At 43.5% G+C, this 16,321-nt stretch carries 9 protein-coding genes and 5 pseudogenes; 2 read left to right on the top strand and 12 right to left on the bottom strand.

All coding sequences use genetic code 11. From position 1 onward, the window contains the following. The 6 genes and pseudogenes from AC075L_RS02600 to AC075L_RS02575 all read right to left on the bottom strand — a co-directional run. Window positions 1-1,135: pseudogene (locus AC075L_RS02600) on the bottom strand (Na+/H+ antiporter NhaC family protein); the annotation flags it as partial. A gap of 162 nt (window positions 1,136-1,297) precedes the next feature. After that, window positions 1,298-2,146, bottom strand: a complete 849-nt coding sequence (locus tag AC075L_RS02595; RefSeq protein ID WP_022381039.1) for a hypothetical protein — start codon at window positions 2,144-2,146, stop codon at window positions 1,298-1,300. Window positions 2,147-2,164: 18 nt separating this feature from the next. Beyond that, a complete protein-coding gene (locus tag AC075L_RS02590; protein WP_008703337.1) occupies window positions 2,165-3,256 on the bottom strand; it encodes a DUF6077 domain-containing protein in 1,092 nt (363 codons plus the stop codon). Continuing rightward, complete coding sequence (locus tag AC075L_RS02585) at window positions 3,253-5,670, bottom strand: xanthine dehydrogenase family protein molybdopterin-binding subunit (RefSeq protein WP_055199515.1); 2,418 nt, start codon at window positions 5,668-5,670, stop codon at window positions 3,253-3,255. Before AC075L_RS02585 ends, AC075L_RS02590 begins: the two co-directional genes overlap by 4 nt. A 2-nt stretch (window positions 5,671-5,672) precedes the next feature. Beyond that, a complete protein-coding gene (locus tag AC075L_RS02580) occupies window positions 5,673-6,140 on the bottom strand; it encodes a (2Fe-2S)-binding protein (protein ID WP_026648500.1) in 468 nt (155 codons plus the stop codon). Further along, window positions 6,130-6,948, bottom strand: a complete 819-nt coding sequence (locus tag AC075L_RS02575; RefSeq protein ID WP_008703340.1) for an FAD binding domain-containing protein — start codon at window positions 6,946-6,948, stop codon at window positions 6,130-6,132. Before AC075L_RS02575 ends, AC075L_RS02580 begins: the two co-directional genes overlap by 11 nt. Window positions 6,949-7,546: 598 nt before the next feature. Between AC075L_RS02575 and AC075L_RS02570 the strand changes: the two genes are divergently transcribed. After that, complete coding sequence (locus AC075L_RS02570; RefSeq protein WP_020993942.1) at window positions 7,547-8,134, top strand: cytidylate kinase-like family protein; 588 nt, start codon at window positions 7,547-7,549, stop codon at window positions 8,132-8,134. A gap of 79 nt (window positions 8,135-8,213) precedes the next feature. Here the strand turns inward: AC075L_RS02570 and AC075L_RS02565 are convergent. Then, window positions 8,214-9,313: pseudogene (locus AC075L_RS02565) on the bottom strand (DUF362 domain-containing protein). 97 nt (window positions 9,314-9,410) lie between these two features. Continuing rightward, window positions 9,411-9,953: a phosphatase PAP2 family protein gene (locus tag AC075L_RS02560; RefSeq protein ID WP_008703344.1), complete on the bottom strand. Its 543-nt coding sequence runs from the start codon at window positions 9,951-9,953 to the stop codon at window positions 9,411-9,413. A 248-nt stretch (window positions 9,954-10,201) separates the two neighbouring features. Here AC075L_RS02560 and AC075L_RS02555 point away from each other — a divergent pair, with 248 nt between their 5' ends. Beyond that, on the top strand, window positions 10,202-11,584 hold the full coding sequence (locus AC075L_RS02555; protein ID WP_082433121.1) for an MATE family efflux transporter: 1,383 nt from the start codon (window positions 10,202-10,204) through the stop codon (window positions 11,582-11,584). Window positions 11,585-11,741: 157 nt separating this feature from the next. On the opposite strand, the gene AC075L_RS02550 is transcribed toward AC075L_RS02555, so the two are convergent. From AC075L_RS02550 to AC075L_RS02535, 4 genes and pseudogenes are all read right to left on the bottom strand, one after another. After that, window positions 11,742-12,173 (bottom strand): DUF6465 family protein, encoded by a 432-nt coding sequence (locus tag AC075L_RS02550; RefSeq protein ID WP_008703348.1) that lies wholly within the window; start codon window positions 12,171-12,173, stop codon window positions 11,742-11,744. 59 nt (window positions 12,174-12,232) lie between these two features. After that, a pseudogene (locus tag AC075L_RS02545) lies at window positions 12,233-12,996 on the bottom strand (IS5 family transposase). Between the two features lie 166 nt (window positions 12,997-13,162). Then, a pseudogene (locus AC075L_RS02540) lies at window positions 13,163-15,557 on the bottom strand (ABC transporter permease). An 11-nt stretch (window positions 15,558-15,568) separates the two neighbouring features. Beyond that, a pseudogene (locus AC075L_RS02535) lies at window positions 15,569-16,268 on the bottom strand (ABC transporter ATP-binding protein). Window positions 16,269-16,321 lie beyond the last annotated feature (53 nt).

Genomic DNA, 16,321 nt, shown 5'->3' with positions numbered 1-16,321 from the left:
TGCAGATACAAATACAGATGCACCAAGGCTGTCTGTCATGGCCTTCAATGTCCAGGCAAAAGTAAGGATCAGGATTGCAGGTACCATTGCCTTGAATCCGTCCGGAATACACGCCATACAGTCTCTGAAATTCATAACACGACGTATCAGATATAAAACAATCGTGATAACCAGTCCGAAGAAGCTTCCAAGACACCAGTCCCACAGATGCATCACTCTGTGAAAATGCAGTTACAAAATCAGTTCCGCTAAAGAAACCACCTGTATAGATCATACCGATTACGCAGCATATTACAAGGCTTACAATCGGGATCAGAAGATCGATCACCTTGCCACGCGGATTACTTTTCTCATCTTCAGCCGCGTTTGCATAAGGACGTGCAGGTGTTGTGTAGATATCACCTTTTAAAGCATTTGTCTCATGAACTCCCATTGTTCCGAATTCTACTTTCATAAGAACCATTGCCACCATCATGAAGATCGTAAGCAGTGCGTAGAAGTTATAGGGAATTGCATGTACAAACAGGGTAATTCCATCCTCTCCTTCTACAAATCCGCTGACTGCCGCAGCCCATGAAGAAATCGGTGCAATGATACATACCGGTGCTGCTGTGGCATCGATCAGGTACGCCAGCTTTGCGCGGGACACATTGTGCTTATCTGTCACAGGACGCATAACGCTTCCTACTGTCAGACAGTTAAAATAATCGTCAATAAAGATCAGTATACCAAGAATGATGGTTGAGAGTTCCGCACCAACTCTGCTTTTAATCCTCTTACCGGCCCAGCGTCCGAATGCTGCGGAACCGCCTGCCCTGTTCATCAGGCATACCATGGTTCCCAGAATAACAAGGAAGATCAGGATACCCATATTATAAGAATCTGTCAGAACGCTGATCATTCCGCCTTCAAAAATATGAAGGATTGTTCCTTCGAAATTAAAATTAGAGTAGAACAGTGCACCAACCAGTATTCCTACAAACAGTGAACTGTATACTTCTTTGGTGATCAGTGCCAGTGCAATGGCAACAAGCGGCGGAACCAACGACCAGAATGTGCCGTAAAATTTCGCAGATGCAGCCACCTCTTCCTCTGCTGCAAGTACAGTCAGCGGACTTGCCAGTATCAGCAGCATCAGTGCTGAAAGGCAGAGTGAAAGTCTTTTTATGTTACTTTTCATTTCTTTTCTCCTTCTCTTGTAAGATATATGATATTTCGATCATAGCACGCTTCTTAATTAATGCATTTGAAACAGCTTGGCAGAATTTCACGCTCTGATGAGCCGGATCAATATGCATTATTTACGAGGCTTGCTATAATCAAATCTGTAAATGTAGCAGGATTCCGTCTGTGCGATCAGTTCACAACCACACTCTGTCAGAAAATCATGGTCAACCAGCCCGATCTGTGTTACTACGAAATCTGTCTTTGATTTCTTCAACGCAGCCTGAAACCCTTCTTTATCTTCATAGATATGATAATCGATCACATCTAGCAATGCTTTCTGTCTTTTATAGAAACTGCTGTTCTCATCATAGTTTCCCGCCACTGTACTGCCTGATCTGTAGATACTTGCATTTCTGCTTATTACAGTGGCGATCCCCGCATCATACTGTCGCACAATGCTGTTAAGACTGCCGTCAAAAACAACCCTTGGAAAATCATTCTCCTGGTTCTGGTGGATCACGTCGCAGACTGCACGCAGATCATTGGGCACCTTATAAATATTCTCTGCCATTGCAAAATTGGTCACTACCCCGTCCAGCGGATTTCCCAGGATCACAAAACCTGTCAGCACAGCTGCAGCCATAAGAACTTTTATCCAGGTCTTTCTAAAAGCGGTCACAAGTCTGACTCCATAGTAGGCAACCGCCGGGATCACAGGAAGAATCCAGATAAACCGGTAATATTCATTCTCAAACTTCACCTTTGCGATAAGATATTTTACAACCAGCGGATTATATACTGTCAGCAGCAGAAATACTGTATAGCCGACAAATATCCCGGACTTTCTTTTTCTCCCCAGGACCAGTGTGCAGATCAGTCCTACAGCAAACAGAAGAGGATACCAGCAGGAACCCCAGTACAGCCTCATACATGCATCAACAAAGCGCAGTCCCAGTTCCTGAATTGTTACACCTGCCATTTTTTTCTCCTTTCTGTATTATGATGCAGCCAGCGTCAGCAGACCGATTCTGCATGCAAAAAATACAGCTGCATATAATGCCGATGGAAGCATACACACTGCACAATATACCAGCCCCGAAAATCTCTTATTCATAACTGCCGCCGGAGCCATTCCCGCTGCGATCACGATAGGAAAGATGATAGCAGAACCGGAAAATGTCAGCGCACTGACCGCTGTGACAAACAATATGATCCAGACATTCCTGCTGTTTTTCTCCTGCAGATACCAGACGGCACACATGAGAACTGAAGGGATGGCAATGTTGGCAAGGATAGCTTTTCCCTCGTAGCTTCTGGTAAAGAAAAAAGTTCCGGAGGAATAAATCGTACCGCAAAACAGCTGTAAAACACAGACAAAGACAAGCATCAGATCTGCTTTCTTCCTGTTTCCGTCAAACAGTCTCTTACCGATCTGATAAATGATCAGATTGGCAGTCACTACATTCATACATGACATTACCTGCTTTGCCTGCACAATGGGATGGATTCCCAGAAGTCTGCACCACACTGCATTATGCATCGGATATGCGGAAAAAACATATCTGGCCTGAAATGCCTTCTGGATCGCTCCGTTAAAGGGATTATATCTGCCAAGAGTATCTGTGTATACAGAAGTACTCACTGTACCTACATAATACGCCGCATCTACTGTTGTATCCTCGTAAAAGATCACAATCAGACACTGCAGCAATACTACGGCACCTGCAAGGATAATCATCACAGAGTGATTTTTCCATATTTCAGAAATGCTTCCAAAAATTCCACTGCATGTTTCCGTTTGTCCGGCACGTATTCTCCGTTGTTTTTTTATTGTGCAGATCACAGCTGCGCAGATAACCAGAGCCATGATTCCTGCCCATATATAAGCCGCAGCTGTCAGGGATACCCATTTCAGTGTCATCGGTACGATCACCAGTTCAAACACTGCAAAGTAAACCAGATATCCCAGTATGAAAGTCAGGGAACAATCCCCTTTTACTTTCAATATCCGGACCAGAACAATGCCTGCTGCATAAAAAACTATAAATTCCAGGGCAAAACCTGCACAGGCAAGGCATAATTCTCTCATTCTTCCACCTTTGTCCCTGACCGGATGGATTCGCGGTTTTTCAAAATCTCCATGGCAATCTTCTCAGGAGTCATCGGAAGCTCTGTCAGACGCACACCTGTTGCATTATAAATTGCCTCAGCCAGTGCCGGACATGGAGTATCAATTACAAGCTCACCAATGGATTTGGCACCAAAAGGACCGCTCTTTTCGTAACTGCACTCGAAATCCACGCGGATATTTCCGATATCCTGTCTGGTTGGGATCTTATACTGCATAAAAGAGTTGTTGCGGATCTTACCTTTATCTGTATATTGTACATCTTCCCAGAGAGCCATGCCAATTCCCTGTGCAATACCGCCCTCCGTCTGTACACGTGCAAGATTCGGATTGATCGGTGTACCGCAGTCAACAACCGCCACATAATCCAGAACATCCACACTGCCTGTCTCTGTATCCACCTCTACTTCTGCCATACCTACCATAAACGGTGGCGGCGAGATCGGTGAAGAATGCTGTTTCACAACCTGAAGCTCGATATTGTTAAAGAAAGTGCTCTTTAATGCGATATCTTCCAATGAAACTTTCTTCTGGGCATTTTCAGAACTGATGGCATCCATATCAACACTATAGCCCTCTTCTGCATCTGTCATATGACCTGCTGCATTTCCGTCTGCCCCATCGCTTATCTCAAGTGTCTCATCATAGAATACACAGGATCCGTCAAAATCAACTTTTCCCTCATCTACTTCCATCATCTCTGCGCCAAGCTTACAGATTTTTTTCTTCAGCTCCTCACAGGCCTTCATAACCGCTACACCGGTGGTATAGGTTGTAGCGGAAGCATAGGAGCCGGAATCATAAGGAGAAATATCCGTATCCACACTGAATACTACTATGTTATCCATAGGCGTATTCAGACAGTCAGCCGCAATCTGCGCCATAACGGTATCACAGCCTGTTCCCATATCCGTACATCCAAGTGCCAGTGTATAAGAACCATCTTCATTCAGCTTAATATCTGCGCCGCCTACGTCAACTCCTGCAATAGAGGATCCCTGCATAGCCATGGCAACACCGACTCCGCGGACCTTGCCATTTCCCATATCCCTGCATGGATATTTGGAATCCCAGTCCATCATCTCTTTGGCGCGCGCCATACAGCGGTCCATGGAACAGCTCTGTGCATAAGGAACATCCGGATATCCCGGAAGAGGACCGCCCTCTACAGGCATATTCATTTCTTTTACCTTAACAGGATCCATTCCCATCTTATGTGCCAGCTCATTTACTACAGATTCCACTGCAAAAATACCCTGGGTTGCACCATAACCACGATAGGCACCTGCAGCCTGCACATTTGTATAGACAACATCAAAAGCAAACCTGTAGGCCTCTGTATGTCTGTAAAGAGCGATTGATTTATGACCGCTGAGTCCTACTGTTGTAGAACTGTGTTCTCCGTATGCCCCAGTGTTGGACAAAGTATAAAGATCAATTGCCTTGATGATACCATTTTCATCTGCACCTGCGCGTACTGTGATCTCCATCTCATGACGCGGTGAAGAGCAGATCATGGATTCATATCTGGAGAAGATCATCTTGGACGGGCGGCCTGTTTTCCAGGTCACGATCGCCGGATAGATCTCACTGACAGAGGTCTGCTTTGCACCAAAGCCGCCACCGATCCTTGGCTTGATCACACGTACTTTGGAAGCAGGAATGTCCAGTGCCCTTCCAACGATCCTTCGCACATGGAATGGGATCTGTGTTGAGGACAGAACGATCAGTCTGCCGAAATGATCCATATAGCAGGCTGTGCGGAAAGTCTCCATCATAGTCTGCTGGTTTGCTCTTGTATGATAAGTGCGCTCTACAGTATATTTACACTTTGCCAGAACTTCATCTACATTTCCATGTTCTTCCACTGCGGATGCACATAAGTTTCTTTTGTTGTCTCCGCCAAGAGGAATTTTCAGCTTCCAGTCATCCTCCGGATGGACCAGGATCGGATTATCTTTTGCCTTGTGGATATCCAGAACCGGTGTCTCCACGCGGTAATCTACGCGGATTCTCTTCAATGCTTTATCTACCGCCTCTTCTGTCTCACCCGCAACAATGGCAACTGCATCTCCCACAAAACGTACATGACGGTCAAGAATCAGTCTGTCATCCGGACTCATCTCCGGTGCAGTTTGGCCGGCAAGGGTAAAACGTTTCTGAGGCACATTTTTATAAGTAAGGATACATGCAATTCCGGCCACCTTCTCGGCAGTACCTGTTTTAATATCTTCCACCCAGGCGTTGGCGTGGGGACTTCTCAGTATCTTCACGATCAGGCAGTCCCTTGGTGCCAGATCATCTGTATAGACAGGCTTTCCGGTTACCAGTGACATTGCATCTGTTTTACGTACAGGTTGATTTACATATTTCATCTTTATGCTTCCTCCTGTGCTTTCTTATATTTCAGGAACTTCAGGATACTCCTTGTCTGGGAAACAAAACCGGAACATCTGCACAGATTTCCCGCAAGATATTCTTTGATCTGCTCCTCTGTGGGATCTTTGATCTCGTTGAGCATCGCAAATACATTCATGATAAATCCCGGATTGCAGAAACCGCACTGTTCCGCACCTTCATTCGCCAGAAAGCTTCCAAACTCCTGCGCTTCTCTCTGCATTCCTTCCAATGTAACGATTTTCTTACCCTCAATGCGGGCTGCAAGTGTACTGCAGGAAAGCACCGGACGACCGTCCATAAGAACTGTGCAAAGACCACAGTTCGCAGTTTCGCAGCCTCTTTTCACGCTGAAACAGCCCTGTTCTCTTAAGAAATCGATCAGCAGTGTATCCGGGGAGATCTCTGCGTGGCGGTTCACTCCGTTAAGCCAGAAATTAATATTCATTTTTCATCCCTCCTACTGCTTCCCAGGCTCTTCTTGTCAGTACTTTTACAAGAAGGGTTCTGTATTCCTTTGATCCTCGCATATTGCCTGCAGTAGGAACGTTCTCTGCCGCATATTCTGCAAATGCTTCGATCGCCTCTTCCTTCTGCTTTTTTGTCATGTTCCGGAAATTCTTCAGGATCTGCTTCTTATCTTCCACGATCATGGCACGTGCAGGTCTGGCACCTATCACAGTCCTTGCCTCATTTCCGATCACAGAAGCTGCACAGGTCAGCACCGGGAAATCTGTTTTTATGTTTCTCTGACTTAAGTAACAGGTAAGAAGTGGCTCTTTTCGCACGATGATATTTACAAGGATGTCATTGTCCTTCTTCATATTTACAAATTCAGTCAGTGGAATACGGCCTGCATCATATAATTCTACCCATGTATCCATTCCCAGGAACATGGTCAGAACATCTGAGAAACCATATCTTCCATAAATGCTTCCTCCCACAGTGGCACAGTTTCTGAACTGTACGCCTACAATGTGGCAAAGGCTTTCTTTCATAGCTCCATGTGTGTAGGTATTCAGAGCTTCATTTGTCTCCAGGTCATGAAGCGGAGTCATACATCCGATGACAAATTCGTCATCATTCTCAGAAATCGCATCCAGCCCCAGACCGGAAAGATCAATCGCTGTGGATATTGCTCTGTTGCCCATTTTCATCCAGACCATTCCCCCAAGAATACGGGCTGTTTTCTTCTGGTTCAGTTCATAAGCTTCCGCCAGACTGTTTACCTTTACATAGCTTTTGATTTTCAGCATTATGTATCGTATCCCTTTCTTACATACTTTTCATATCTCTTGTAATATTTTGACTCGGATCTGTCGTCAGACAGCCAATTTAATATAATACCATAGCTTAAAGAAAAAATCTATAAATATCCTCTATTTCATAAATAAATTTTTGTTACTGTTCACTCCGTTCTCAGTAACGTAGCCAAAATTCATTCCAGATTGCCTGCGGCAATGGAATTTTGGCTTGTATGTCTCGGCAGTAATCCTGGTCAGGCGGACAATATCATCCGCTTTGCTGCTTGCTGTAAATATTACTCTAATTCTAGCATATGACAGCCAAAAGTGTCTATTGATAAAACTATCCAAAAAAACACTTTTCAAAATATTATCGGATTAACTGTATCATTTGTTTCATTGCGAATCGTTTTTGTGCACTGTACCCAAATATTTTCGTAATATATTTGGTTTTTTATATATTTTACTGGATTTTTTCGAGTATCAATGTTATAATGTTCACAAATAAAAGACTTATCACTGTTAATTGCAGATAACAGGTACAATTTGCGAATATCCGCCTGAATCTATATCGTTCAATAACAGAGATGTCATAAAGGAGGGTTTGATTATGAGTAAACGCGTGATTACAATAAACAGGATGCTCGGCAGTAATGGCCGCCTGATCGGTAAAGCTCTGGCAGAAGAGCTTGGATTTGCTTTTTATGACAAAGAGCTGATCGATATTGCAGCTCAGAAAGAGAATATTCCTTTTGATTTGCTTGCCAAGGTTGATGAGAAACGTGGCAGCCAGTGGCGTTTTCCCATTGACCATGAACTTCAGATGGACAGCGATTTTCACTTTGTTCCCATGAATGATGTGCTCTTTGATCTTCAGCGAAAGATTATTCTGGATGCTGCTGAGAAAGAAGATTGTGTGATCGTTGGCCGATGCGCCAATCACATCCTCGACAATAAATGCCTGAGCGTATTTATCCATGCACCATTTGAGTATCGTGTACAGACTGTCATCGAGCGTACAGGACGGGAAGAAAAAAGTGCACAGAAGCTGGTTAAGAAAGTGGATAAAGAACGGCGTACTTATTATGAGTACTTTACAGATAAGAAATGGAAAGATATTTCCCAGTATCATCTGGCATTTGACAGCAGTAAATTTGAGCAGGATAAAATTATACAGATGATAAAGATGGCATTGTAAAATCAAACAGGGTTCCAGATTCAAAAGTCTTATCATGCAGGCACGAACGACTTTTTGAACCTGGGCCCCTGATATCATATTATTTATTTTCTCCCAGAATATACTGCTTCAGGAAATCATAAATCTGATTCTCTGTTGGAGGACATCCCTTTACGTTATGTTCAAATTTACAGGTGCATGCACCTACACCCAGTTTTCCTGTTTTTCCGCGGTATCCCTGGCCGATGCAGATTTTCGTGTCCAGTTTCTCGAAAAGGCCGTCATTTTTAAGCATTTCCAGAGCCGGGATGAGATAACCATAGCAGGCACTGCAGGATTCTACTTCTTCTACTGCATCCTGAAGTTCTACCACTTTTCTTGATTTCGGAAGTTCTTTGCGGGCATTTTCCTCACAGTATACGATGTGGGAATTTTTCAGATCAGTACTTCCAACCCCAAGCTTCTCTGCCAGTTCAATATACGGTACATCTTTCGTTGTATAATGCATGATCTGACATACATAAGAATCGATCAGTACCGGATCCGTCCCGCCCAGATACGGTTCATCACTACCGGATTTCCGCCATCCTCGAAATCCGAATCCCCGCAAATGTTATCAACCACGACAAAATCCTGATGGAGCCCCGCATTCAGATGTGCAATCGGTTCATGCAGTCCCATCGCATGAAAATGACACTTCTCTGTATTGGGGATCAATCCTTTCATATTTTTCAATGCACATGTGATCTTTGTCTGACAATGGCCTTTCAATACCGGAACATTGATCAGAAAATCAATATTTGCCGCACGTTCACAGACATTCAGTTTCATCCCCCTGCAATCTCTTTCAATCCCCTTGTCTTTCTGCATATCCCAAAAAGGCACCTGATATTTTTCCGTTAGTTCACGATATCCGCATACTTCGTATGCTTCTGTGGTCTTATCTCCCACCCAGGAGCCTTCCAGAATGGCAATATTTCCATATCCGTTTTCCTGCAGATACTCAATAATTCCCGCCACAATTTCCGGATGTGTGGTAGCTCCCCATGAAGCCTCGGAAGGTGATACAAGATTAGGCTTGATACCAATCTGCATCTTTTTATCTGAAATTACAGACGCCAGGCCGCACTGTGCCAGCAGTTCCTTTGTCATTTCTTTGTAATTGGTTCCGCTCTTTATATAGATTTCATTTTTGTTCATTACAAGATTATCCTTTACACTTTACATTCGAATATTTTTCTGCTGATTTTTGCATATCTTTTTTGTATTTCCCCCTGGAAGTTTTCTTCTGAACCGGTCAGCTTTTCTGAGGTGAAAATGTTCTCCGCATCAGCCTGCATGCCACTGTACTTGTGAGCAGTGCCACCAGAAATCCTGCCAGAACATCCCCCGGATAATGTACGCCCAGATAGAGTCTGGAAAAAGCAATCATTCCGGCCAGAACAACAGGCAAAATTCCCCATTTCCCGGGCAGCATCCGCAGACAGACCAGTGCAACGGCAAAGGAAGCGCAGGTATGGCCAGATGGAAATGAATAGTCTTTCGGTCTGGTGATCAGCGGGATGATCTGTGTATAAGTATCAAAAGGTCTTGGACGGGCTACTGCATTTTTTATCAGCAGATTTGTGATCAGAAACCCTGACAGCAGCGAGAGTGCCGCTGTCACTCCTGTTTTGCGTGTTTTCCCGAAACAGATCAGAAGCACACATAATACAATCCAGAACCATCCTCCGTTTCCGAGGAAGGTGACTGCTCTCCAGAACGGAGTCAGGGCATCCACCCTTAAATGTTCCTGGATCCACAGTAAAATATTCATATCTAATTGCTGTAATGTCGCCATAAACTTCTCCCATTATATTTTTTATCAGTCACAGTATGTATTCCTCTCAAAATACATACGAAATTATATCAGTCCGACTTCTTTTGTGCAAGGTATTATAAGCAAAGTTGATTTGTTTAAGGGCTCAAAAGTCAAAATAACGTAGAAATCAGTCAAAATACCGATAGCGTTTTTCTGCCGGAAGGATTATGCTGAAAACAGACTAATAAAACTGCCTGATCGGGCAAATACTTATTACGGGGGTAAATATGATAAACACATTATCGGCCGGTAAGGATAATTTTTACCGGCAGATGCTTAAACTGACGATTCCGATCATTATCCAGAATCTGCTCAGTGCAGCGGTTAACTCCGCAGATGTAATTATGCTTAATTATGTGGGACAGTCTGCGATTTCTGCGGTGTCTCTGGCTGCCAATTACTCCAATATCCTGTTTATGGTATATTATGGACTTGGTACAGGCGCATCTCTTCTGTGTGCGCAGTATTTCGGAAAAAATAATATGCAGGCTATTCATGCGATCGAGGGAATTGCTCTCCGCTTTTCCATCATAATCTCGGGAATCGTAGCACTGATCGCATTTACTGCTCCTCAGCTTATGATGAAGATTTTTACTTCTGATCAGGAACTGATCTCTATCGGTTCTTCTTATCTTAGGATTATGGGAATTACATATCTCTGCTGGGGAATTACAGAGATTTATCTGGCGATTTTACGCAGTATCGGACGTGTAACGATCAGTATGGCATTGAATATGCTGGCTTTTATATTGAATATTATCCTGAATGCTACTTTTATCTTCGGGCTTTTCGGCGCACCGAAGCTGGGGGCTACAGGTGTTGCCATTGCAACTGCTGCTTCCAGACTGATCGAACTGGCAGCATGCGTGATCGTTTCTTTCCTGAGCAAAGATGTTAAATTGAACCTGACCTTTATGTTTATCCGCAGTAAGGTGCTGTTTGGCGACTTCGTCCGGCTGTCACTTCCCGCTCTTGGAAATGACATTTCCTGGAGTGTTGCTTTCTCCATGTACTCTGTGATCCTGGGACATCTCGGAACAGATGCCGTTGCAGCCAACTCTCTGGTTACGGTTGTGCGCAATATCGGTTCTGTGTTCTGCTTTGCAATTGCCAGTGCGGGAACGATTCTTCTTGGAAATGTAATGGGAAAAGGGGATCTGGAGAAATCGAAGGTGTATGCTTCCAGAATGCTGAAGATGACCATTATAGCCGGTGCCATTGGCGGTGTGATCGTATTTGCCATCACGCCTCTGGTCCTGAGATTTGCATCCTTAAATGACGGGGCAATGCATTATTTGAAGTACATGCTGCTTATCAATACCTATTATATTATGGGTTCTGCGGTAAACACAGCCCTGATCGCCGGGGTATTCCGCGCAGGCGGTGATACGAAGTTCGGACTGATCTGCGATACCATTGATATGTGGGTATATGCGGTACCTCTGGGATTTTTTGCGGCCTTTGTCCTGAAGCTTCCGGTATTGTGGGTCTACTTCCTGCTCTGTACAGATGAGTTTGTGAAATGGCCATGGGTATTCCATCATTACCGCCAGGGGAAATGGGCACAGAATATTACAAGGGAGGATCTGTTTGAGCAGAAAGCTTCCTGAGATATCATCCATATCCGCCGCAGTGTGGTTCTATCATAAATAAGCAAAACAGCAGGTCTGTTCATTCTATGAACAATCCTGCTGTTTTTATGTCTGCAGATTTTCTTTCCGGATCCCTGCAGACATCCATTTTCGGTTTATAAAAAATGCTTACAGATTATAATGTATTCAGGTCGATTCTGTAATCGTCAGAGCCCTGTCCGTCTACTGTGTAGTAAGCGGCTTTCTGCTCAACATTTACATAAACGCTGATTTCTTTTCCTTCGATGCCTTTGTCTTTGATGTCTTTTTTGATTGCTTCCTCGATGGAGCTCATTGTAACTGCAAAACCAGGTAATTCGATAGTTGTTTCTGCGAATTTTTTGATGTCGATATTTTTAGCCACTTCTTTTACTGCTTTCTTTACAGTTTCTTTTGCTTCTTCTACAACCGGAGCCTTCGCAATATCAGCTGCAGCATCTTTTGCTTCTTCAATTACTTCTGAAGCCTTTACAGTTGTTTTCTCAACTGTCTCTTTGACTGCTTCTGTAGCCTTTGTTGTTGCTTCTTTAATAGTTTCCTTTGCTCTTGAAGTTGTTCTTTTTCTCATAATAATCTCCTATTCCAACTGATTGGTCTAGAGCGTGTCTGAAAAACATTTTAAATTGTTTATTTTAACCAAATTAATATTGAGGCGATACAAATAAATCCCAAGTAAGTTGCAGCTAATTTGTCATAACGTGTGGCGATTCGTCGGAATGCTTTTAATTTCAGAAAATACTTTTCTACTAAATGGCGTTCTTTGTATAACCACCAATCACAATGACGTTCAAATTTAGCTCCCTTTCGGGATGGAATGGTTGGCTCTCCACCGCGGGCGTACACATAATCAAGTAATTTATTACTGTCATATCCTCGGTCAGCTAACACATTGCTTCCGTTTATTTCAATTTGATCGAGCAAAGGGATTGCATAATTGATATCATTACGCTGTCCCTCACTGATCATTAAATAAACTGGATATCCATAGGCATCTACTGCCGCATGGATTTTGGTGCTGGCTCCTCCACGGCTATGCCCGATTTCATTTGAAGGTCCCCTTTTTTTGCACCGGCACTATGCTGGTGCGCCTGGATAATAGAAGCATCAATGGATAATTCTTCCAATTCTGCTTCAAGACTTAAAATACGGAAAATATTATCAAGGATACCATCATCGATCCATTTTCGGAATCGGCTATAGACAGTTTTCCATGAACCATAACGTTCAGGAAGATCGCGCCAAGGTGCCCCACTACGTGCAAGCCATACAATTCCATTCATAATGATACGATTGTCTTTCCTTGGACGTCCTTGTTTTCCAGTATTTTCAGGAGGTAATAAAGGTTCAATGCGAAGCCATTCTTCATCAGTCAACTCATATCGTCTCAACATAGTGAACACCCCTTTTTCTTTATTTTATCATGAAAAAGGGAAATAAAACATGCGTTTTGTGCAATTTTTATTTTTCAAACACACTCTAGAGCGTGTCGCTCTAACAGTTTCCTGTGTAACCGTATCACAAATTCCAGATAATGTCAAATTTTTATCAAATTTTGTCCTACTCGACATTTTTTAAGGCTTCATCCATAGGAACCTTCTTCACTCTCCGAAATTCCAGCAAAGCAACGATTCCGTATGTAATGATTCCTGCTGCAAACATCTGCACATAGATCATCGGGTCGATCCAGAGCGTGATCCATCCGGAAATACTGGACAGCATCATCTCCCGAAACAGAACTTTCATGATTACTGTTTCTAGCGGCAGACTCAAAAGCAGACAGAACACCACCACCAAAGACGTGGACATAATATATAGCTTGCTGATCTCGCCATTTGTATAGCCCAGGATTTTTACCATTGAAATAGACTGGGCATTTTTTTCGATAATGATCTTGGAAAGAAGATAGATCAGTACCATATAGATCATAATGGCAAATCCGTTTACCATACCCATCATACTTCCCATGGATACATCCAGCTGTCTGGAGATCTTTGTCAGTGCATCAAGGTCAACTACAGATCCTATATACTGGCTCTTGATATCTGTAAGCTCTGTATCTGAGAAATACCCACTGTAATAATCCTCTCCCAGATCAAAAATATCATTCAGTTCACTGCGGGGCATAAACACACACAAGGCAGCCGTATAACCATAAACTCCTGCTATTTTAAACGAATATTTCTCTTTTTCGTATTTTTCTTTCAGAGTGATGGTATCCCCCACATGAAGCAGGAATTTATCCGCATATGCGCTCGAAATATAAACTGCTGCGCTTTCTTTTTCTGCATTTGCCGTATTCTTGTTATCTGCTTTTTCTTTATTCACCGCTTCATCTTTTTTATCTTTTGTATTATTAAAATCTATCGTTACATACCTGCTGTCCGGTTCGATCCCGTAAAGCAGTACTTCCTCACTCTTATATTTTCCTGGCAGTGTATTCAGGGAATAAGCAGAAAATTCCTCTGCATCTTCATTGTCTGTTCTGGAATCCATATAAAACTCCAGCTGAGAGATCAGACCGTCAAATTTATTTCCACTTACTGCGCTGACCGGAACCTGAAGCATATACTGGTATTTTGCCAGCATATTGTTCTGGATTTCCACCTGGTAATGGGACAGTGCCGAAGGAAGCAGCAATCCGAACATCAGCAGCAGATTTGCAAACAGGATCCCGATAAACAGAACCATATAATTACTCATATTCTGAAAAATCACCCGAAGCCGGAATCTGGAAAAGATTTTCATCTTCGGACTCAGATAAATTGCCCTCTTCTGCTTTCTTCCCGACAGATCCCTGCGCAGGAATTTTAACGGTGACAGCTTCAGCTTATGTCTGAGCACTCCGTAATTTACCACCAGCATAATAACTACCGGAACCAGAGTTGTAAGCCCAAATGCCTCCCCATTCCATACGGTCACATAAGTCGGAAGACTATAGCTTCCATAATACATATCTGCACATACATCCTTTAATACAGTGTATCCAAGGATATTTCCGATCAGTGCACCCACAAAAGTAACCAGCACCGGAAGTGTCATATAGTGAAGAATCAGTTCCTGTCTGGTATATCCGGACGCACGTAAGGTACCGATAACACCGGCTTCTTTCCGTATCGTATTGCTGATGGTAATTCCGAATACAAAGGCCATAATCACCATAATAATATAAAGAAGCATGATCATCATGGCCTTGTCTCCACCCATATCATCCCCTGTAAAAGTAATGGCCTGATTCAGATACCGGGGTACAAAAGCCTCCAGTGTGACAATCTTTCCCATATCCTCCATCAGATCCTCGGAAACTTCTTTCTCTTCCTTTTCTGTCTTCGGTTTTTCGTCATAGATCCAGGAATAATTGTACTGCAGTTTTTTCCTGCTCCAAAGAATCAAACTCCTCCTCAGTCACAACAGAAACCCCAAATTTCACAGCATCAAACATGGAATCGTTGTTATTCTGAAACAGGCAACTGTAGTCGGAAAGTGCCACCAGGCCGGTAATTTTCCAGGTTCTTTTTCCGCTCCGGAGCGTATCTCCCACAGACAGATTGTTGTTGTCTGCATACATTCTGTCAATGGCAATCTCTCCTGTCCTGGCAGGCAGCTCTCCCTTCATCAGGCAGACCTTGTCCACCTGCTGCCTGTTTTTAAAAAAACGCATGGTGCTTCCATTATCCAGAGGTTCCTCCACATAATAATTATCATACAACTTCACACCCAGCGCCTCTATTTCTTCTCTCTGGGTTTTGTGGACTTGCTCTGCTGTGCGAAAGTTTCCGTCTTCTATGTTGTACTTCTCAAAACCTTCATTGTAAGCAATAAGCATACTGTTATCTGCAACCAGAAAGCCTGACACAAATCCAATGGATGCAACCATCAGGATAAATACAACCAGATACTTGCCCAGTTCTCCCTTCAGTTCTCTGGGCAGACGTTTGCGTAAAGGATTTTTCATCATATGCCTCCTTACCAGTCAAGCTCTGCTGCCGGGATCTTATGCTCATTGAGGTAATTTTCTGCGGATCATCCCATCGCGAAGCTTCACCACCCGGTCAGCCATATCTTTGATGGCATCGTTATGCGTTACCATGACGATGGTGTTGCCGTATTTCTGGTTTACCGTCTCGATCAGCTTCAGGATTTCCTTGGAGGTATTATAATCCAGGGCTCCTGTAGGCTCATCGCAAAGAAGAATATCCGGATTCTTTACAATGGCTCTGCCAATGGCAGTCCTTTGCTGCTGACCGCCGGAAAGCTGATTGGGAAGCTTTCTCTGGTGCTCATAGATTCCCAGCGTATGGAGCAGTTCATCTACATCCAGAGGCTTATCACTGAGATAGGCTCCCACCTCTATATTCTCCCGCACTGTAAGATTGGGGATCAGATTATACATCTGAAAAATATATCCCAGATGCTTACGCCTGTACAAAGACAGATTCTTCTCCGACATATCTGCCAGACGCTCCCCGTCTATGACCAGATTTCCCTCGTCTGCACTGTCAATCCCACCGATAATATTCAGAAGCGTAGACTTACCGGAACCAGACGGACCCAGAAGCACACAAAACTCTCCTCTCTCAATGTCAAGATCCAGCCCTTTAAGCACATCCACCCGGCTGTCCCCTGCACCAAAAGACTTCTGAATTCCCTGTATCTGCAGAAACATTTTTTCATTCCTCCCTCATATCCACTTCCTGTGGAGCAAATTTCTTTAATTCT

This window comes from Blautia sp. ZXY-1-B12 (genome assembly GCF_056339915.1).
The sequence above is the reverse complement of the archived record's forward strand: the minus strand, read 5'-3'. Positions and strand labels throughout refer to the sequence as shown.